This window comes from Burkholderia catarinensis (genome assembly GCF_001883705.2).
In the GTDB taxonomy this organism is placed as follows: Bacteria; Pseudomonadota; Gammaproteobacteria; order Burkholderiales; family Burkholderiaceae; genus Burkholderia; species Burkholderia catarinensis.
In genome coordinates this window covers 81,425-101,603 of sequence record NZ_MDEQ02000010.1, presented here as the reverse complement: position 1 = coordinate 101,603, position 20,179 = coordinate 81,425, and the positions used below count along the sequence as shown (strand labels likewise).

The window sequence follows — 20,179 nt, the reverse complement described above, 5'->3', positions numbered from 1 at the left end:
ATCCCGCAAACCGCGCGCGTACCGGCACCCGGCCGTTTGGCCGGCGGCGCGACGCGTCGTCGCGCGCATCGGCCAAACGGCCGGCGCGGGGATTTTTTGGGCAGCCTGCGCGGCGGGGCGGCTACAATAGCGCCCATGTCAGATCCCCGCTTCGTCCATCTTCGCGTTCACTCCGAATTCTCGATTGCCGACGGCATCGTGCGTCTCGACGACATCGTCAAGGCGGCGGCCGCGGACGGTCAGGGCGCGCTCGCGCTCACCGATCTCGGCAACGCATTCGGCCTCGTCCGTTTCTACCAGGAAGCCCGCGGCAAGGGCATCAAGCCGATCGCCGGCTGCGACGTCTGGATTGCCAATCCGGACGATCGCGACAAGCCGTCGCGGCTGCTGCTGCTCGTGAAGGACAAGGTCGGCTACCTGAATCTCTGCGAGCTGCTGTCGAAGGCGTGGCTCACGAACCAGTATCGCGGCCGCGCGGAACTCGACGCGAGCTGGCTCGACGGCGAGCTCTCGCAGGGGCTGCTCGCGCTGTCGGGCGCGCAGCAGGGCGATATCGGGCTTGCGCTCGCGGCCGGCAACGAGGACGCCGCGCGTCGTCACGCCGAGCGCTGGGCGAAGGTGTTTCCGGGCGGTTTCTACATCGAGCTGCAGCGTTACGGCCAGCCGGGCGCCGAGACGTACATCCAGCAGGCCGCGACGCTGGCCGCGTCGCTGAAGCTGCCGGTCGTCGCGACGCACCCGACGCAGTTCATGACCGACGACGATTTCACCGCGCACGAGGCGCGCGTGTGCATTTCGGAAGGCGACATCCTCGCGAACCCGCGGCGCCAGAAGCGCTTCACGACCGACCAGTATTTCCGCACGCAGGACGACATGGCCGCGCTGTTCGCCGACCTGCCGTCCGCGGTCGCGAACACGGTCGAGATCGCGAAGCGCTGCAACCTGAAGCTCGAGCTCGGCAAGCCGAAACTGCCGCTGTTCCCGACGCCGGACGGCATGTCGCTCGACGACTACCTGGTCCAGCTGTCGAAGGAAGGGCTCGAGACCCGGCTCGTGCAGTTGTATCCGGTCGAAGCCGAACGCGACGCGCAGCGCGAAACGTACTACAAGCGCCTCGAATTCGAGTGCGGGACCATCACGAAGATGGGCTTTCCCGGCTACTTCCTGATCGTTGCGGACTTCATCAACTGGGCGAAGAACAACGGCGTGCCGGTCGGCCCGGGCCGCGGCTCGGGCGCCGGTTCGCTGGTCGCGTACGCGCTCGGCATTACCGACCTCGACCCGCTGCGCTACAACCTGCTGTTCGAGCGCTTCCTGAATCCGGAACGCGTGTCGATGCCCGACTTCGACATCGACTTCTGCCAGCACGGCCGCGACCGCGTGATCCAGTACGTGAAGGAGAAGTACGGCGCGGACGCCGTATCGCAGATCGCCACCTTCGGCACGATGGCCGCCAAGGCGGCCGTGCGCGACATCGGCCGCGTGCTCGATCTCGGCTACATGTTCACCGATGGCATCGCGAAGCTGATCCCGTTCAAGCCGGGCAAGCACGTGACGATCGCCGACGCGATGAAGGAAGAGCCGCAGCTGCAGGAGCGCTACGACCACGAGGATGAAGTTCACCAGCTGCTCGATCTCGCGCAGCGCGTCGAGGGCCTCACGCGTAACGTCGGGATGCACGCGGGCGGCGTGCTGATCGCGCCCGGCAAGCTGACCGATTTCTGCCCGCTGTACACGCAGGGCGAAGACGGCGGCGTCGTGAGCCAGTACGACAAGGACGACGTCGAAGCCGTCGGCCTCGTGAAGTTCGACTTTCTGGGCCTCACGACGCTGACGATCCTCGACTGGGCCGAGCGCTACATCCGTCGCCTCGATCCGTCGAAGGCCGACTGGTCGCTCGCGCAGGTGCCGCTCGACGATCCGGCATCGTTCCAGATCCTGAAGAAGGCCAACACGGTCGCGGTGTTCCAGCTGGAAAGCCGCGGGATGCAGGGCATGCTGAAGGATGCGCAGCCCGACCGCTTCGAGGACATCATCGCGCTCGTGTCGTTGTACCGTCCGGGCCCGATGGACCTGATCCCGAGCTTCTGCGCGCGCAAGCACGGCCGCGAGAAGGTCGACTATCCGGATCCGCGCGTCGAACCCGTCCTGAAAGAGACCTACGGCATCATGGTCTATCAGGAGCAGGTGATGCAGATGGCGCAGATCATCGGCGGCTACTCGCTCGGCGGCGCGGACTTGCTGCGTCGCGCGATGGGCAAGAAGAAGCCCGAAGAGATGGCCCAGCACCGCGAGATCTTCGCCGAGGGTGCGGCGAAGAACGGCCTCACGCGCGAGAAATCCGACGAGATCTTCGACCTGATGGAGAAGTTCGCGGGCTACGGCTTCAACAAGTCGCACGCGGCCGCCTATGCTCTGCTCGCGTATTACACCGCGTGGCTGAAGGCGCACCATCCGGCCGAATTCATGGCGGCCAACATGACGCTCGCGATGGACGACACCGACAAGGTGAAGATCCTGTTCGACGACTGCGTCGTGAACAACCTCGCCGTGCTGCCGCCCGACATCAACCAGTCGCATTACCGGTTCGAGCCCGTCGCCGAAGCCGACGGCAAGCGCTCGCGCACGATCCGCTACGGCCTCGGCGCAGTGAAGGGCAGCGGCCAGAACGCGATCGAGGAAATCCTGCGCGCCCGCGAGGAAAAGGCGTTCACCGACCTGTTCGACTTCTGCGAGCGGATCGACCGGCGCGTCGTCAACCGCCGCACGGTCGAGGCGCTGATCCGCGCCGGCGCGTTCGATTCGCTGAACGCGAACCGTGCGCAGCTGCTCGCGTCGGTGCCGCTCGCGATGGAAGCGGCCGATCAGGCCGAGGCGAACGCGATGCAGGCCGGCCTGTTCGACATGGGCGCCGAGTCGCCGCATGCGCATTCGCTCGTCGATGAGCCCGCGTGGGACGACAAGCGCCGCCTGCAGGAAGAAAAGGGCGCGCTCGGCTTCTACCTGTCCGGCCACCTGTTCGACGCATATCGCGACGAGGTGCGCCGCTTCGTGCGGCAAAAGGTCGGCGACCTGAAGGAGGGGCGCGACAAGCTCGTGGCGGGCATCATCGCGTCGCTGCGCACGCAGATGACCCAGCGCGGCAAGATGCTGATCGCGCTGCTCGACGACGGTTCGGGCCAGTGCGAGATCACGATCTTCAACGAACAGTTCGAGGCGAACAAGGCGCTGTTCAAGGAAGACGAGCTGTTGATCGTGCAGGGGCAGGCGCGCAACGACGCTTTCACGGGCGGCCTCCGCTTCACGGCCGATACGGTGATGGATCTCGAGCGCGCGCGCAGCCGCTATGCGCAGGCCGTGCGGCTGACGATGAACGGCAACGCCGACGCGGCGTCGCTGCGCCGCGTGCTCGAGCCGCACGTGTCGAAAGACGAGCCGGCGGCCGCGCGTGCGGTCGAGGCACCCGCGCCGCGCGGCGGCGGGCGCGATGGCGGCCGCCGCCCGCAGGCGCCGCTGCCGAACGGGCTCGCGGTCCAGATCCACTACAGCAACGCGCGGGCCCAGGGCGAAATGCGTCTCGGCGACGCGTGGCGCGTGAAGCCGAGCGACATGCTGCTCGCGGAATTGCGCGAGGCGTTCGGCGGCAGCATCGTCGAAATCACGTACTGACCGCGTTCAGCCCGGCGGCTGTCGCGATACGCGGCCCGTCGCATCGCCATGCGTGCGGTGCGGCGGGCCGTTTTCACGTGTCCGGGTAACCGGGGCTTGGGCCGGCCATCCGGACGCTATACAATCCGGCGCTAGCGGCACGAACGCGGCACCGGCCGCGGTTCATCCGGCGCGCGGCGCCGGTATCGCGCGCATAAAGGGGGCGGATCCGTATGGCGAGCGGTAACACGCGACCAGGCCGTCCCGGAGCAGGGTGCCGTGGAACGGCCCGTCGCGACGAGAAAAACTGACAGTCACCACATGACCATGGCCAATGGGAACCCGACGCAGCGGATCCTCGTGATCCGGATTGATTTTCTGGGCGACATGCTGTGCACGACCGCGTTTCTCCGTGCGCTGAAGGAGCGCTGGCCTGGCGCGGAACTGCATGTGGTCGCGAACCGCTACAACGCGGCCGCGCTGGCCGGCAACCCGGACGTGCAGGCGGTCCACACGTACGTGTACAGCCGCCAATGCGAACGCAACGACCGTCCCGGGCGGATGCGCGCGGTGTTCGACCGGCTGCGGCTCGTGCGCCGCCTGCGTCGCCTGCGGTTCGATCTCGTGGTCGTGCCGAACGGCGGCATGCATCGCAGCAGCATGCAGTTCGCGCGCCAGCTCGGCGCGAAAGATTGCCGCTGGCATGATGCCGAGACCGAATTCGACGATCGCAAGCCCGAGCATGTCGCGCAGCGGCCGATGTGCCACGAGGCGCTGTCGGGTTTCCGGCTCGTGCCCGAACTCGGCCGCGCCGATCTCGATCGCCTCGAGCTGTCGGTTCATCCCGACCGCACGCTGCAGGATGCGTGGTATCGCCTGCTCGGAGAGCGCACGAAGCCGCGCGTCGGGTTGTTCGTGTCGAACAAGGCGGTCGAGCGCCGCTGGCCTGCCGACCGCTGGCGCGACCTCGGCGAGCGGCTTGCACCGTTCGCCGACGTGATCGTGTTCCGCGACCCGGCCGTCCGCGATGCCGCCGAGGACGATGCGTGGCGCGACGTGAGCGCGCGGTCTGTCGCGCCGTCGTCGGTCGCCGAACTGGTGGCCGCCGCGAGCCTGCTCGACGTGGTCGTCTCGGCCGACAGCGCGCCGGTGCATCTCGCGTCGGCGCTCGGCGTGCCCGTCGCCGCGCTGTTCGAGGACCGTCCCGAGAAATACCTGCGCTGGCATCCGCTCGGCGTACCGCACGTGATCCTGCGTGCCGGCGCAACCGTCGATACGATCGGCGTCGACGAGGTCGAGCGGGCGGTGCGACATCTGCTGCCGCAGGCCGGCCATCGCGACGGGCCGGCGGCCGGCGCGGGACGTGCGCGGCCGGCGGCCGCTGCGACGCCCTCGGTCATGACGATCGCGTCGTAGCACCGGGGGCGCCGCGTACGGTGCGAGCACCGGCGCGCGGGCGCCTGCCGCACCGGGGGCCGCTGGCGGGGCCGCATCAGCGCGGCGGCAGCCGGTGCGCCATGCCGCGCCGGCTGCCGCAAAATCCTGTACATTGCCAGCCTTGTTCAGCCAGCCAGATCAATCGCCGTGGCCCTGTTTTCTTCCGCCCGCCCGCCCAGAACCATCCTCGTTGCCGCACCGCGCCGTATCGGCGACGTGTTGCTGACGACGCCGCTCGTGCGTTCGCTGAAAGCCCGCTGGCCGGATGCGCAGATCGACATGCTGGTGTTTCGCGGCACCGAGGGCGTGCTCGAGCACAATCCGGACGTGCGGCGCGTGATCGTCGTCGCGCAGCGTGCGGGATTCCGCGAGCGGCTGCGCGACGCGCTGTCGATGTGGCGCCGCTACGATCTTGCGTGCGCGGCGCTGAGCTCCGACCGGCCGCGTTTCTATAGCTGGTTCGCGGGCCGCAAGCGGGTCGGTCTCGTCGATCCCGGGCGTGTCACGTGGCTCGCGCGGAGGATGCTGAACGGGATCGCGATCAATCATCATGAATCCGCGCATACGGTCGTCAGCACGCTCGCGCTCGCACCCGTGATCGGCATCGAACCGGTGTCCGAGGTCGTCGCGCCGGGCATCGGCGACGATCCCGCGCGGCGCGCGCGCTTCGACGCGTGGCTCGCCGAGTCGCCGGCGCTCCGTGACGGCAAGCCGCTGGTCGTCCTGCATCCGTATCCGATGTTCCGTTACAAGCAATGGCGGCTCGACGGCTGGGTCGAGATGATCGGCTGGCTGCGCGAGCACGGCTTCGCGGTCGCGCTGTCGGGCGGTCCGGCCGACAACGAGCGCGAGTATGCGGAGCAGGTCGCGGCCGAAGCGGGCGGCGACGTGCTGAACCTGGTCGGCCGCCTCACGTTCGGCGAGAGCGCCGAGCTCGTGCGGCGCGCGCGGCTCTTTATCGGGCCCGATACCGGCGCGACGCACGTCGCGGCCGCGACGGGCACCGACACGATCGCGCTGTTCGGCCCGTCCGACCCCGTGCGCTGGGGGCCGTGGCCGCAGCACTGGCCCGCGACCGAGAATCCGTGGCCGCTGCGCGGCTCGGGGCGGCACGGGAACGTGTGGCTGCTGCAGGGGGAGGGCGATTGCGTGCCGTGCCGGCACGAGGGCTGCGAGCGCCACGTCGACAGCCGCAGCGACTGCCTCGTCAATCTCGGCGCGCAGCGCGTGAAAGCCGCGGCGGCCGAGATGCTCGGGCTGAATCCGCCGGGCCCGGCCGAAGTGGCCGTCGATACGTCGCGACTGCATCGCACCGGATCCGACTGACGCGCGGGTCGCGCGCGCGTTACTTCGTTCGCCGGGGCTTGTTTCGCGACGAGCCGCGGCTCGCTTGCTTTGACGCCCGGTGCCTCCGCCGCGGCCGACGCCGGCCGGCAGCGGAGCGTATGCCGTCGTGCGTTACGCGCTGCGCCGGATCGCCGACGTCTCGCGCGGCAGCGACTCGCTGCGCTCGCCGCAACCGAGCAGGATGCCGGCCAGCAGCACGATCAGGTGTCCTTCGGCGAAATCGAGCAGCAGCGAATTCGCGAGACTGCCGATCGCGAAGATCGCGAGCCACGCGAGCAGCAATTGCCGCGAGCGCGGATCGAGCATGCGGCTCCCGCGCGCGATCTGCACGATCAGGTTGAGGAACAGCAGCAGGCCGAGCGTGCCGAGCTGCACGGCCATCAGCAGGTATTCATTGTGCGGGTTCGACGTGAGCTGGCCTTCGGCCGCCGTCTTGCCGGCCGCGAGCTTCTCGAATTCGGATTCGAGGCCGCCCGCGCCGTAGCCGATCACGGGGCGCTGGCGATACAGTTCGAGCCCCTTCTTGTACCACTCGAGGCGCAGTCCGGTCGATGTGGCGGCATCGCTCTGCCGGTATTGCTGCACTTCCGTCACGACCTTCGTGAGCCGGCCGTTGTGAACCGTGCACGCGGCGACCACGAGCGCGACGCCGGCCAGCACGAGCATGCCGGCGGCAAGCCCCGCGCGCAGCGCCGACTGCCGGCGCAGCAGCAGAATGAAACGCACGGCGACCACGAGGATCAGCAGCAGCGCGATGACCTGCCCCGTGCGTCCCTGCAGCATCACGAACACGTTGACGAGCGACCATGCGGCGACGCCCGCATACGCGGCACGCGACAGCGCCGTGCGGGCCGCCAGCGCGAGATCGGCCGCCTGGTAGAACAGCAGCGCGCCGAACATGCCGGCGGCGATGTGGTTCTTGAACACCCACGCGCGCGACAGCGGCAGCTCGGTCGCGTGCGCGGGCCCGATCGACGTCAATCCGAGATAGTTGGTCGTCGACAGCAGCAGGATCACGCACAGCGTGCCGAACCAGCAGCGCCGCACGATCGGCGCCCAGTTCGAATGACGGAACGCAAGCACCGCGAACGGCAGCAGCAGCAGCTTGTCGTACTTGGCGACCCAGTTCCACGCCTTGTTGTGCGGCGCGACCGTATACGTGACGCTGGCGGCCAGTGCGGCCAGGATCAGCAGCGCCGCGAGCGAAGCCGGATCGGTGACGAACGAGCGCAGGTCGCGCCAGAATTCGGGCGAGATCACGAGCGAGGCGGCGAACAGCCCGCAGAACACGTTGGTCAGTGCGGTCGAGACGGGCACCATGCAGAGCGCGGCGACGGCGAATGCGCGGGCGGCGGTCAGGCGCCGCGTGGCGGGAGCGGAAAACGAAAGCATCGGAACCTGTCGAATGGACGAATGCGGCTTGCTGGCGTTGTGCTGCGCACCGCGCGGCCCGGCGGGAGAGCCGGGACGAACGGCGCAGTATACGCGAAGCAGGTGGTGTTTCCGGGCCGTTTTCGGGGCCCGATCAGCTGAATGCGCGCTTGATCCGCGAACGCAGCAGCGCGCGCTTCAGGCGCCCTTCGACGGCCGGCGTCTCGAGCGCGATGCGCGTGCCGACCGGCTCGCCGCGGTGCAGGTAATAGCGGTCGAACGTCGCCTGGGTCATGCCCCATTTATTCAGGAACTGGCGGCGGCCGTCGTTCTTGACGATCTTGCCCGTGCTTTTCTGCTGGAAGTGATAGACGAGGCTGTCGCCGACGCCGATGAAGATCCGGCAACCGGCGTCCCACAATTTCATCGAGAAGTCGTTGTCGCTGCTCATCCCGGGCGACAGCTCGCTGCTGTAGCCGCCGATCCGGTTCCACCAGTCGCGGTGCACGAGCGTCGGCGGCCAGGTCGAGCCGAGCCAGTCCGCGCGCGCGAGCCGCGGGGTTGCGTCGACGAGGCCCGCCGCGTCGAAATGCTCGGCGTCGCGGCCGAAGTTGCTGACGACGACGCACGGGTTGCGCGTGTCGACCGGCTCGACCATCGTGCCCGACAGCATGAAGAGGTCGGTCGGCATCTGTTCGATGCGGCGCACGAGCGCCGCGTCCCAGCCGGGGCAGCAGAACATGTCGTCGTTCATGTAGACGACGTAGTCGCGCGTCGCGCGCGCGGCGGCCCAGTTCACCGCATGGCAGATGCCGATGTTGGTCGGCGACGCGGTATGTTCGATACCTTCGCCGCGTACCCAGTCGAGCGTGCCGTCCGAGCCGTCGTTCACGTGCACGATGATCTGGTGGTCATACGCGGAGTGGCGGCGCAGGCTGTCGACGACGAGCTTGAGGTACGGCAGGTTGTTCCAGGTCGGAATGATGATGGAGAACATGGCGGTCGGATTCGGTGGTCGTCGTGGCGGGCGGCGCACGGCACCGCCTCTCGGGCAGGCACGCACGGCGCGGGCAACTCGGCATTGTACCGCCGGGCCGGTCGCGCGCCGGCGGTGCGCGGGGCGGGCGCTCAGCGCGCCGGTGCGTGGCCGAGCTTCAGGAAGCGGTAATACACGGTTTCCGCGTTGAACACGGCGATCATGAAGCCCGCGCGGCCGTCGAGGAACCCGCGCCGCAGCACGTAGGTGCGCACGAACGCCCATGCGCCGCGCGCGAGCGCCTTGCCGAAGCCGCCGCGCTGACCGGCTGCGCGGCGCTGGCGCGCGCCGGCCGTCGAATACGCGTCGAGCTTGCGCACGACGGTTTCGAAGTCTTCGTACGAATAGTGCATCAGCTTGCCGGGCAGGCGCTGCGCGGCGGTATCGAACACGAGGCGCTCGTGCACGAGATCGTCCGAGAAGCGCGCGGTGCCGCGCCGGAACAGGCGCGGCACCCAGTCCGGATACCAGCCGCTGTGATGGATCCACTGGCCGCAGAAGCTCGACAGCCGGTCGAGCGCATAGACCTGGGCGGCCGGCGCGCGGATCGCCTCGCGGATCGACCGCGCGAGCTCCGGGCTGACGACCTCGTCGGTATCGAGCGACAGGATCCAGTCGGTGCCGAGCGCGTCGAGCGCGCGGTTCTTCTGCGGGCCGAAGCCCGGCCAGTCGCGCTCGACGATCACGCGCGCGCCGTGCGCCTGCGCGATCGCGACGGTATCGTCGGTGCTGCCGCCGTCGATGACGACAACATCGTCGGCGAACGACAGCGCATCGAGGCACTGCGCGAGCCGAGCGGACGCGTTGAGGGCGATGAGGGCGACGCCGAGGGAGGGTTCAGCCATGAAATCGTCGGAAAGGCGGAGAAATCGGTGAGCGGCAGTATACCCGCGGCCCGGCCGCCGGCCGCATCGGCCACGACCGTGCCGGCCGGGGCGGTGCGGCTATAATGTTGAGCCCTTTTCGGCACCCGCCCGACAGGGGCGAAATCCCGGGCGGCCACGCGCCGGGCGCCGCATCGCGGCTCAAGAAGGATTGCCTTGGAAACCCAGAACACTCTTCGCAAACCGATGGACGGCACCGGCACTTCGCCGGTCACGGTCCTCAAGCGCCTGTGGCCGTACATCCGGCCGCTTATCGGCATCGTGGTGCTCGCCGTGATGACGATGGGCGTCGTCGCGGCCACCGAAGCCGGTATTCCGGCGCTGCTCAAGCCGCTCCTCGACCACGGCTTCGGCGTGCACGGCAGCGACCGCGCGAAATGGTACGTGCCGATCGCGGTGATCGGTCTCGCGCTGGTGCGCGGCGTATCGCAGTACGCATCGAATTACCTGCTCAACTACGTATCGAACCGCATCCTGCTGCAACTGCGGCTCGAGATGTTCCAGCGGATGCTCCACACGGGCGCGTCGTTCTTCCAGCGCGAAACCGCGAGCACGGTGATCAACGCGATCGTATTCGAGGTCAACCAGATCCTGTCGGTGCTGACGGGCGTGATGGTCACGCTCGTGCGCGATTCGCTGACGGTGATGTTCCTGCTCGGCTACCTGTTCTACCTGAACTGGCGGCTCACGCTGATCGTTGCGGTGATCCTGCCCGGCATCGGCTGGCTCGTCAGCAAGATCAACCGCCGCCTGCGCCGCCTGAACCGCGAGCACCAGACGCTGACCAACGAGCTGTCGTACATCGTCGAGGAGACGGTCGGCGGCTACAAGGTCGTCAAGGTGCACAACGGCGAGGCGTACGAGATGGACCGCTTCTCCGCGATGAGCAAGCGCCTGCGCGGCTATGCGATGCGCATGACGATCTCGGGTGGCCTCGCGCAGCCGCTCACGCAGTTCCTCGCGTCGATCGCGCTCGCGGTCGTGATCACGATCGCGGTCGTGCAGTCGACGAACGACCAGACGACGGTCGGCGGCTTCGTCGCGTTCGTCACGTCGATGCTGCTGGTGATCTCGCCGCTCAAACACCTGATCGACGTCAACCAGCCGCTGCAGCGCGGGATGACGGCCGCCGAGCTGATCTTCGGGCTGATCGACGAGCCGGCCGAGCCGCAGGGCGGCGACCGGCCGCTGACGCATGCGCGTGGCGAGATCGAGTTCCGCAACGTGTCGTTCGACTACGGCGCGGCCGAGCGGCCGACGCTCGACCGCATCTCGTTCAAGGTCGCGCCGGGCGAGATGATCGCGCTCGCGGGGCCGTCCGGCAGCGGCAAGACGACGCTCGTGAACCTGCTGCCGCGCTTCTTCGACCCGACGGATGGCGCGATCCTGGTCGACGGCGTGCGAGTTGCCGACTATGACCTCCACGCGCTGCGCGGCCAGATGGCGATGGTCAGCCAGGACGTCGTGCTGTTCAACGACACGATCGCCGCGAACGTCGCGTACGGGCAGACGCCCGACCGCGCGCGCGTGCAGGCTGCGCTCGAGGCCGCGAACCTCGCCGATGCCGTTGCTGCGATGCCCGACGGGCTCGATACGCTCGTCGGCGGCAACGGGATGCGGCTGTCCGGCGGACAGCGTCAGCGGCTTGCGATCGCGCGCGCGATCTACAAGGACGCGCCGATCCTGATCCTCGACGAAGCAACGTCGGCCCTCGATTCGGAATCGGAGCGCCACGTGCAGGCCGCGCTCGAAAGGCTGATGGAAGGCCGCACGACGCTCGTGATCGCGCACCGGCTGTCGACGATCGAGCGCGCGGACCGCATTCTCGTGCTCGAGGCCGGCAAGATCGTCGAAGAGGGCAGCCACGACGAATTGCTGCGCCACGGCGGCCTCTACGCGCACCTGCACCGGATCCAGTACCAGCAGCAGGCGGCGTGACGCGCGGTCATGCGGTCATGCGGTTGCGCGATGCCGTGTGCTAGTCTTCCTTAGCGAGTCCGGGTGGTTTCGTTCGACGTGACAACACGGAGGGAAGGACAATGAAGAAGATGCACGGGATGATACTGGCTGCGCTGATCGCGGCGGGTTTCACCGCGCCGGCCGCGATGGCGCAGGATCACGGCAACGATGACAATCACGGTGACCACGGCAATCACGGCATGCAGCGCGGCCACGGTCCGAAGCACATGCCGCCCGGCCAGATGCGCCGCGAGGACGACGTGCCGCCGCGCTGGGCCGACCAGCCGCGTCGCGAGTGGCACAAGGGCGACCGGCTGCCCGGCGAATTCCGCGATCGCCAGTACGTGGTCGAGGACTGGCGCGGCTATCGTCTGAGTGCGCCGCCGCGCGGCTATCAGTGGGTCGGCGTCGGCGGCGACTATCTGCTCGTGCAGATCGGTTCGGGCATCGTGCTGCGGGTCGGTCCGTAACGGTTCTTTCCGATCGTTCATCCGGCTGCCGGGCGCGTTGCCCGGCGCCGCGTCACTTTGCCGCCGCGCGGCGGAACCAGAGCCGCTCGATCCGCGACATCCCCCAGCACACGCCGAGCGCACACACGGTGCCGAGCGTCACCTCGCCGAGCCGCATCAGCGGAACGTCCCACAGCGGGCCATTGCCCGGAAACAGCAGCACGATCGTTGCGGTTACGCCGCCGAGCCGCGCCGCGCTGCCGACATTCAGGCACCAGCAACAGACGATCACGACCGCGACGGTAATCGCGTACGCGACGAGGCGGTCGCCGCCGAGCGCCGCGCCGGCGAAGCCGAGCACGCCGCCGACCATCGCGCCGATGAACTGGTCGCGCGACAGCGACATCGTGTCCGAATAGTTGTGCTGCGTGACGGCGATCGCTGTGATCGCCGCCCACACGGCCTGCTCGGTGTGCATCGCGCGGCCGATCGCATACGCGAGGCAGGCGCTGCAGACGGCCTGGAGCGCCATCAGCGCGCCCTGCGCGAGCCGTTCGCTGAATGACAGCCCCTTGAACAGATCGAAGATCGACTGCTGGATCTGCTGGCGGGCTTCGTTGAGTGTCCTGATCGTATCCATCGTGAATCGGCCAAGAAGCGGGTAACGGCGGCGCGCCGCCTTCAGTGCGCCTGTTCGGGCGATGCGGCTGCCGGCTCGTCGGCCGCCGCATCGCCGTTCTCGACGCGCGTTTCGGGCATCAGGAGCCAGACCAGCAGCACCGCGAGCGCGCCCGCGCCCGCGAGCCCGAAGAAGCTGACGGTGTTGCCGAAGTGATCGGCGACGTAGCCGGCCGCGGCCGTGCTGAGCGTCGCGCCGATCCCGGCCGCGAGCCCGAACAGCCCGATGCACAGGTTGTAGCGGCCCTTGCCGCCCGCGACGTCGGCCGCGATCAGCGGCAGCATCACGCCGAACACGGCCGCGCTGATGCCGTCGAGCATCTGCACGGGCACGAGCAGGTACGGGCTGCTCACGCCGGCGAACAACAGCGCGCGCACCGGCAGCGCGGAGAAGCCGAGCAGCAGGAGCGGCCGGCGCCCCCAGCGTTGCGCGGAGCGGCCGACCCACGGCGACAGCATCGCGACGATCGCCTGCGGCACGATGATGCACGCGGCGATCACGAGCTGCACGTTCTCGCCCATCCCGGCCGTGACTTCGCCGGCGGCGAGGTTCAGCATCGCCGCGTTCGACAGGTGGAACAGCACGACGCATGCCGCGAAGATCAGCATCCGGCGGTCGCGCAGCAGCTCAAGCAGCGTTTCGCGTTCGCCGGCTTCGTCGTGGTCGTCGGGCTTCGACGACTGCGGGATCACCTCGTGTGTCGGCTGGATCATCGCGAGCGCGAACAGCGCGGGCACCGCCAGCACGGCGGTCAGCCAGAACACCGCACGCGCTGAGAAGTACTCGCCGGTGAGCCCCATCAGGCCCGCCGCGACCGCGCTGCCGATCGACGCCCAGCGCGCGTTGCGGCCGAGCCGGTCGCCAAGGTCGGCTCGGCCGACGAGCGAGAACGAGATCGCGGCCATCGCCGGCACGAGCATGCAGCTGGCGAAACCGTGGAACACCTCGGCGGCGATCACCGGCACGATCGTCGGGCTCGACGCGAGCAGCACCGCGGACAGGATGATGGCCGCGATCGCCCACGCGGCCGCGCCTTTCTTGTTCTTCAGCGCATCGACGGCCGCGCCGCCCGGCACCTGGCTGACCATCGCACTGATCGTGCCGATCGACAGCACCATGCCGATCTCGCCCTGCGTCCACTTGTGCGATGCGAGGTAGGACGCGATGAACGGACCGAACCCGGTTTGAACGTTTGCAACGAAGAAGTTGAGCCAGTCGAGTGACCGCAGACTACGTACGCTGACGGAATGCTTGATCGTCATCGGGTCGCACTCGCAGACGAAGCCGGTGCCGGGGCAGCGGGCGGGTAAACCGCGACGATCGGCTTGTCGGCCGCGTAGGGCGGCGACGCCTTGATCTGTGCGTCGTTCAGGTCGAGCTGCGGGTGCAGCGCCTTGTCGCGCGTGACGAAGCGCAGCGCGCCCCAGCTCGCGGCGATCGAACGGCGGTCGGTATTGACGAGGCCGCCGAGGTCGAGCACGACAGCCTGCGGCTGCGCGGCGCGGTCGATCAGCACGTCGACGATGCGGCCGATCTTCGTGCCGTTCGGGCGCTCGACATCGCTGTCGAGCATCGGCAGCCGCGTGGCGGGCGACGCCGCGGCCGAGCCCGACAGCGGCACGGCCTTTGGCCGCGCGGCCGGCGGCAGGTCGCCCGACGGCACGTCGAGCACGATCGGCTCCTGTTTGCCGCCCGGCGTGAAGCGGAACACGTTCCACGGGAAGATGACCTTGCGGTCGCCGACGCCCATGAAGCCCTGAAGGTTGACGATCATCTCGCGCGGCTTGCCGCTCGCGTCGGCCACCATGTCGACCGCGCGGCCGATCACCTTGCCGTTGCGGCGCGCGACTTCGCTGTCGAGCAGCGCATGGATCTGGGTACGGTCGAGCGGGCGCGTCGCGACGAGCGGCGCGGGCGGAGGCGGCGGCGGTGTCGGCGATTCGGGGCGCTGCACGGGCTTCGGCCGCGTGACTTCACGGTGCGGCTTCTTCGGCGCTTCCGGTTCCTCCGGGTGAGTCGGCGCGGGCACGGGCGGCATCGTCAGCGGCTCGCCGGCGGTTTCCTCGACAGGCTCGACAAGCGCCTCGCTGATCGGCGCGGGCGGATTCTGGGTCGGCAGCAACCCGCAGCCGGACAGCAGCGCGGCGGCGAGAATCAGGAAGACCGTCGAGGACGGAAACGACTTGAGGGATGCGGTAAACGGGTGTCCGCCGCTCATTGACACTCACTCCATGGGTCGGGGGCGGCCCGAGGGCACGCGGCTGGCGATGGATGGCGGGTGCGGGCGGCGCACCACGCGAGGTGAGAGTTTAACGTGTCTGGCTTTCAGGACCGATTTCGTTGGCCTGTTGGAGGCAGACCGTGGGGGAAAAGAAGGGATCGAAGGCGGAGCGGGCGAGATTCGATTCCGGCTGAGGCTGAGGCTGAGGTTGTGGCTGTGGCTGTGGCTGTGGCTGCGGCTGCGGCTGCGGCTGTGGCTGTGGCTGCGGCTGCGGCTGCGGCTGTGGCGCCCGATCGTCGGCGACGATGCGGGCGCCGCGCCTGCCTGCCGCTTATTTGACCAGCGCGCCGAGCGTCGTGGTTACGGGCGCGAGCACGCCGCCCGTCTTCGAGAGCGCGCCGGTGCCGCTGCCGCCGGTCAGCCCCGCGACCGGCGAGCCGCCGGCCGCGCCCGACACGGCTCCCGTCACGGTGCCGACCGCCGACGTGAGCGCGCCTGCCGGGTTGCTGCCGCCGGTCGCGCTGCCGAGTGCACCCGTCGACAGGAGCCCCGTGACCGGCGCGAGCGGACTCGTCGTGGCGCCACCGCCGCCGAGCAGTGCGGTGCCGGCGGTGGCCACCGTGTTGCCGGTCGCCGTCACGACGTTGCCGACGCCGGTCGTCACCGGATTGCCGCCGGTTTTCGCGATCGTCGCACCTGCGCCCGCGATGCCGTTGCCGACCGTCGTCACGAGGTTCGTCAGCGGCGCGCCGAGCGGCGTGCTCGACGCGACGGTCTGCGTGACCGACCCGACCGTTGTCGTGATCGGCGTGATCGCCGAGCTGGCGGCGCCCGTGACCTGCGCGACGGGTCCGGTCGACAACTGCGTGCCGAGCGTTGCGCCGCCGCCCGCGATCGTATTGCCGAGCGTCGTGATCGCGCCGCCGACGGGCGACGTGACGGGCGCGAGCGGCGCCAGCGCCGATCCGCCGGCGCCGAGACTCGACACGACGCCGCCCGTCGCGGCGACCGCGTTGCCGAGGTTCGTGACCACGCCCCCCGTGCTCGCGACCGTCGTGCCGACCGGATTCGACGATGCGCCGAGCTGGCCGAGCCCCGACCCGAGCCCGGTGCCGAGCGTCGTGACGGCCGCGCCGGCGTCCTGCACGACGGTGCCGAGCCCCTGCGTGGTCGCCGCGTTCGTGCCGGGCAGCGACTGGCCCGCGATCACCGTGCCGACGCCCGACACGGCGCCGCCCGCGGCCGTCACGACGTTGCTCGACGAACCGATCGTCTGGCCGAGCGCATTGGCCGACGTGCCGGTGCCCGAGGTGCCGCCGGTGCCGCTTCCCGTGCCGCCGACGGTCGAGCCGCTGCCTGACCCGCTGCCGCTGCCGTTGCCCGTGCCGCCGGTCGTGGCCGTCGTGTCGCCCGAACCCGATCCGGTGCCGCCGGTGCCCTGGCTCAGCGAGCCGGAGCCGCCGCACGCGGACAGCGACATCAGCGCTGCGACACCCGCCGCGATCATGATCATTCGGAGTCCTGCTTGATGGGTAGTAGGCGTATTCATGTCGTCCTCGTATCGTTTGAAACGTTGGGTCAGGCAGCCTTCGCGTGCGCCGATGTGTCGTCGCTGCGGTGGGGAAGCGGGCGGCGCATCGTTGGTGTCTCCCTGATTGACCTGTCGCCGTGTCGCGTTTTAGCCCGTGCTGGAATCCGGAACACCTGCCGGGCGAGCGGTTTTCATTCTTTCGTCCTGCTTGCCGATCGCGCCGGAAACATCGGATTCCTGGCAATCAGAGTAGGCCCGCCGGCGCGAGACGTCTTTTAATCAACGTTAAATTGAAGTAAGCATCCGATTCACTCGCGGAATCGGGGTAATCACGGTCGACGCGGCGCGAATCGTGTGGGTCGGTGCCGGTGGTGCAGGTGTCGGGCGACGGGGAAGGGGGGGCGGAGGGAGAGGGGCGCGCGCAGGCGCCGCGGGCGGCGCCGGCCTGGCCCGCCGTCATGGCGGGCAGGCACGGGCGCTGCCCCAAGCGGGGTGAAACCGGAAAATCAGGCGTCCGGGTACCACGCGTCGGTGAATTCGCTGACCTTGACGTCGGCCAGTTCCGGCCGTGCGGCCAGCCAGCCGCGCACGATCTCGCGATCGGCATCGGTCGTCGTGCCGCGCGGCGCGCCGGAGATCACGTAGGCGCCGATACCTTCGTCCGCGGACGCGACGGTCAGCAGCCCGTTCGCTTCGACGAAGTCGATGAATGCGTCGATCAGCTCGCCGCGCTCGAGGTCGGTCATTTCGTTGCGGTAATGCGCGGTCGCGTTGAACGCGAGTTCCTGGAATTCGCCGATGTGGAGTTTCTTGCGCTGGCGGCGGTTGTGGCCTTGGCTCATGGTGTGTGGTGAATGCGAAAAGGGAAAGTGAAAGGGCGGCGCCGGGCGCTGGCGCGGCATGCGCCGGCGGCCCGGGCGCCGCATCGAAGCGCCGCGCGGCGATGCCGGCGGCGGATGGGCGGAACGTTACATCAGCACGATATCGTACTGCTCCTGGCTCAGGTTCGACTCGACCTGCAGCGACACCGGCTTGCCGATGAAGTCGATCAGCATCGCGAGATGCTGCGATTCCTCGTCGAGGAACAGGTCGATCACCTGCTGCGCGGCGATCACGCGGAATTCGCGCGGGTTGAACTGCCGCGATTCGCGCAGGATCTCGCGCAGGACGTCGTAGCACACGGTGCGCGACGTCTTCACCTGGCCCTTGCCCTGGCAGGTCGGGCACGGCTCGCACAGCACGTGCGCGAGCGATTCGCGCGTGCGCTTGCGCGTCATCTCGACGAGCCCGAGCTGCGAGAAGCCGTTGACCGTCACGCGCGTGCGATCGCGCGACAGCGCCTTCTTCAACTCCGACAGCACCGCGTCGCGATGCTCGGCGTTCTCCATGTCGATGAAGTCGATGATGATGATCCCGCCGAGGTTGCGCAGCCGCAGCTGCCGCGCGATCGTATGCGCGGCCTCGAGGTTGGTCTTGAAGATCGTGTCGTCGAAGTTGCGCGCACCGACGTAGCCGCCCGTGTTCACGTCGATCGTCGTCATCGCCTCGGTCTGGTCGATCATCAGGTAACCGCCCGACTTCAGGTCGACGCGGCGCGACAGCGCGCGCTGGATCTCCGTCTCGATGTTGTACAGGTCGAACAGCGGCCGCTCGCCCGTATAGTGGTGCAGCTTCGGGCTCACGGCAGGCGTGAACTCGGACGCGAATTCCGAGAGGCGCTGGTAAGTCTCGCGCGAATCGACCTGGATGCGCGTCGTGTCGTCGTTCGCGAAATCGCGCAGCACGCGCTGCGCGAGATCGAGATCCTGGTACAGCAGGCTGGTTGCCGGCAGCCGCTGCGCTTGCGCGACGATCGTCGCCCAGGTCTTGCGCAGGTACGTGACGTCGCCGGCCAGCTCGTCGGAGGTCGCATCCTCGGCGATCGTGCGCACGATGTAGCCGCCTTTCTCGTCCGGCGGGATCACGGCCGTCAGGCGCGCGCGCACGGCCTCGCGCTCGGCCTCGCTCTCGATCTTCTGCGAGATGCCGATATGCGGCTCCTGCGGCAGGTAGACGAGCGTGCGGCCCGCGATGCTGACCTGTGTCGACAGCCGCGCGCCCTTCGTGCCGATCGGATCCTTGATCACCTGGACCATCAGCGTCTGGCCTTCGAAGACGGTCTTCTCGATCGGCTGGTGCGGCGCGTTCGACTGCGGCTCGCCCGCGAGGCGCGGCTGCCAGATGTCGGCAACATGCAGGAACGCCGCGCGCTCGAGGCCGATGTCGATGAACGCCGACTGCATGCCGGGCAGCACGCGCACGACCTTGCCGAGATAGATGTTGCCGACCCGCCCGCGCGACAGCGTGCGCTCGACGTGAAGCTCCTGCACCGCGCCTTGCTGGACGAGTGCGACCCGCGTTTCCTGCGGCGTGAGGTTGATCAGGATTTCTTCGTTCATGGTGGGATTCAGAAGGCGAGGCGCGCGGCGCGCAATAGCGCGGCAGTCTCAAAAAGGGGCAGACCCATGATACCTGAATGGGAACCGTCGATTCGCTCGATGAATTCGGCCGCGCGCCCCTGGATCGCGTACGCGCCGGCCTTGCCGAACGGCTCGCCCGTTTCGACGTAGCGCGCGTACGTGTCGCGCGACGCGGCCGCGAAGCGCACCGACGAGCGCGACAGCGCGGGCGGCAGCAGTTCGCCGCCGGCATCGATCACGGCGACGGCGGTCATGACCTCGTGTTCGCGGCCGGCGAGGCGCGTCAGCATCGCGAGCGCGTCGGCGGCGTCGGCCGGCTTGCCGAGGATCGCGCCGTCGATCGTGACGGTCGTATCGGCGACCAGCACCGGCGCGGCCGGCTTGCCGCTCGCGACGAGGCGCGCACGCGCGGCTTCGGCCTTCGCGACGGTCACGCGCCGCACGTACGCATCGGCGGCTTCGCCGGGCAGTTCGGCCTCGAGCGCCTCGGCGTCCTCGTCGGGGCGCGGCAGCAGCAGCTCGAAGCGTACGCCGATCTGCTGCAGCAGCTCCTGGCGGCGCGGGCTTTGCGAAGCGAGGTAAAGAGTCGGGAAAAGCGCGGGGGACGTGCTGGACGGCATGGTGTCGTTATCTCGGTGAGCGCGCGCGGCGCGCGTCTCGAGGACGACGCGTCATGCGCGATGATAGGGGTGATTCTGCGTGATGCTCCACGCCCGGTAAAGCTGTTCGGCGAGCAGCACGCGCACCATCCCGTGCGGCAGCGTCATGCTCGAGATGCGCAGCAGCACGTCGGCGCGCGCTTTCAGTTCCGGATCGAGCCCATCGGCGCCGCCGATCACGAACGCGACGTCGCGGCCGTCCTGCTGCCAGCCGGGCAGCGCCTGCGCGAGCTGCATCGTGGTCCAGTCGCGGCCGCGCTCATCGAGCACGACGAGGCGCGCGCCTTTCGGCAGCGCGGCCTCGATCTTCTGCCGCTCGGCCGCCATCACGCTTTCGGCGCTGCGGCCGCCCGAACGCAGTTCGGGCTTGATCTCGCGCAACTCGATGCGCAGCTCGGGCGGCATCCGCTTCGTGTATTCGTCGAAGCCGGATGCGATCCAGCCCGGCATCTTGTGGCCGACCGCGAGGATGAAAAGCTTCATCGGGAGATGCGTGACG

The 20,179-nt window shown here is 68.9% G+C and carries 16 protein-coding genes; 5 read left to right on the top strand and 11 right to left on the bottom strand.

Annotated features, from left to right (window positions below; all coding sequences use genetic code 11):
* Positions 1-135: 135 nt before the first annotated feature.
* The 3 genes from dnaE to BFF94_RS17820 all read left to right on the top strand — a co-directional run bounded on the left by dnaE (position 136) and on the right by BFF94_RS17820 (position 6,411).
* Entirely contained in the window at positions 136-3,669 is a 3,534-nt protein-coding gene (gene dnaE, locus BFF94_RS17830; protein WP_219139604.1) for a DNA polymerase III subunit alpha, read from the top strand.
* A 306-nt stretch (positions 3,670-3,975) separates the two neighbouring features.
* Positions 3,976-5,064 (top strand): glycosyltransferase family 9 protein, encoded by a 1,089-nt coding sequence (locus BFF94_RS17825; RefSeq protein ID WP_219139650.1) that lies wholly within the window; start codon positions 3,976-3,978, stop codon positions 5,062-5,064.
* 168 nt (positions 5,065-5,232) lie between these two features.
* Positions 5,233-6,411, top strand: a complete 1,179-nt coding sequence (locus BFF94_RS17820; RefSeq protein ID WP_219139603.1) for a glycosyltransferase family 9 protein — start codon at positions 5,233-5,235, stop codon at positions 6,409-6,411.
* A 132-nt stretch (positions 6,412-6,543) separates the two neighbouring features.
* On the opposite strand, the gene BFF94_RS17815 is transcribed toward BFF94_RS17820, so the two are convergent.
* The 3 genes from BFF94_RS17815 to BFF94_RS17805 form a co-directional block, all read right to left on the bottom strand.
* Complete coding sequence (locus BFF94_RS17815) at positions 6,544-7,824, bottom strand: O-antigen ligase family protein (protein WP_128847793.1); 1,281 nt, start codon at positions 7,822-7,824, stop codon at positions 6,544-6,546.
* 133 nt (positions 7,825-7,957) lie between these two features.
* Positions 7,958-8,800, bottom strand: coding sequence for a glycosyltransferase family 2 protein (locus BFF94_RS17810; protein WP_128847791.1), 843 nt, complete (start codon positions 8,798-8,800; stop codon positions 7,958-7,960).
* Between the two features lie 131 nt (positions 8,801-8,931).
* Complete coding sequence (locus BFF94_RS17805; protein WP_128845554.1) at positions 8,932-9,684, bottom strand: glycosyltransferase family 2 protein; 753 nt, start codon at positions 9,682-9,684, stop codon at positions 8,932-8,934.
* Between the two features lie 225 nt (positions 9,685-9,909).
* Between BFF94_RS17805 and msbA the strand changes: the two genes are divergently transcribed.
* A complete protein-coding gene (gene msbA, locus BFF94_RS17800; protein ID WP_246637364.1) occupies positions 9,910-11,661 on the top strand; it encodes a lipid A export permease/ATP-binding protein MsbA in 1,752 nt (583 codons plus the stop codon).
* Between the two features lie 101 nt (positions 11,662-11,762).
* Positions 11,763-12,152 (top strand): RcnB family protein, encoded by a 390-nt coding sequence (locus BFF94_RS17795; RefSeq protein WP_128845560.1) that lies wholly within the window; start codon positions 11,763-11,765, stop codon positions 12,150-12,152.
* Positions 12,153-12,204: 52 nt separating this feature from the next.
* Here BFF94_RS17795 and BFF94_RS17790 read toward each other — a convergent pair whose 3' ends face one another.
* The 8 genes from BFF94_RS17790 to rlmH form a co-directional block, all read right to left on the bottom strand.
* Positions 12,205-12,771: an FUSC family protein gene (locus BFF94_RS17790; RefSeq protein WP_128845563.1), complete on the bottom strand. Its 567-nt coding sequence runs from the start codon at positions 12,769-12,771 to the stop codon at positions 12,205-12,207.
* A gap of 41 nt (positions 12,772-12,812) precedes the next feature.
* Positions 12,813-14,072, bottom strand: coding sequence for an MFS transporter (locus BFF94_RS17785; RefSeq protein WP_128845566.1), 1,260 nt, complete (start codon positions 14,070-14,072; stop codon positions 12,813-12,815).
* Positions 14,069-15,028 carry a PRC-barrel domain-containing protein gene (locus BFF94_RS17780; RefSeq protein WP_219139602.1) on the bottom strand — a complete coding sequence of 320 codons (960 nt, stop codon included), beginning with the start codon at positions 15,026-15,028 and terminating at the stop codon, positions 14,069-14,071. Before BFF94_RS17780 ends, BFF94_RS17785 begins: the two co-directional genes overlap by 4 nt.
* Positions 15,029-15,362: 334 nt before the next feature.
* Complete coding sequence (locus BFF94_RS17775) at positions 15,363-16,580, bottom strand: collagen-like triple helix repeat-containing protein (RefSeq protein ID WP_219139601.1); 1,218 nt, start codon at positions 16,578-16,580, stop codon at positions 15,363-15,365.
* A gap of 488 nt (positions 16,581-17,068) precedes the next feature.
* Positions 17,069-17,404: a YggL 50S ribosome-binding family protein gene (locus BFF94_RS17770; RefSeq protein WP_128844644.1), complete on the bottom strand. Its 336-nt coding sequence runs from the start codon at positions 17,402-17,404 to the stop codon at positions 17,069-17,071.
* A gap of 126 nt (positions 17,405-17,530) precedes the next feature.
* Positions 17,531-19,000: a ribonuclease G gene (gene rng, locus BFF94_RS17765; RefSeq protein ID WP_219139600.1), complete on the bottom strand. Its 1,470-nt coding sequence runs from the start codon at positions 18,998-19,000 to the stop codon at positions 17,531-17,533.
* A gap of 8 nt (positions 19,001-19,008) precedes the next feature.
* Complete coding sequence (locus BFF94_RS17760; protein WP_219139599.1) at positions 19,009-19,641, bottom strand: Maf family protein; 633 nt, start codon at positions 19,639-19,641, stop codon at positions 19,009-19,011.
* 51 nt (positions 19,642-19,692) lie between these two features.
* Positions 19,693-20,163, bottom strand: a complete 471-nt coding sequence (gene rlmH / locus BFF94_RS17755) for a 23S rRNA (pseudouridine(1915)-N(3))-methyltransferase RlmH (RefSeq protein WP_128844641.1) — start codon at positions 20,161-20,163, stop codon at positions 19,693-19,695.
* Positions 20,164-20,179: the final 16 nt, after the last annotated feature.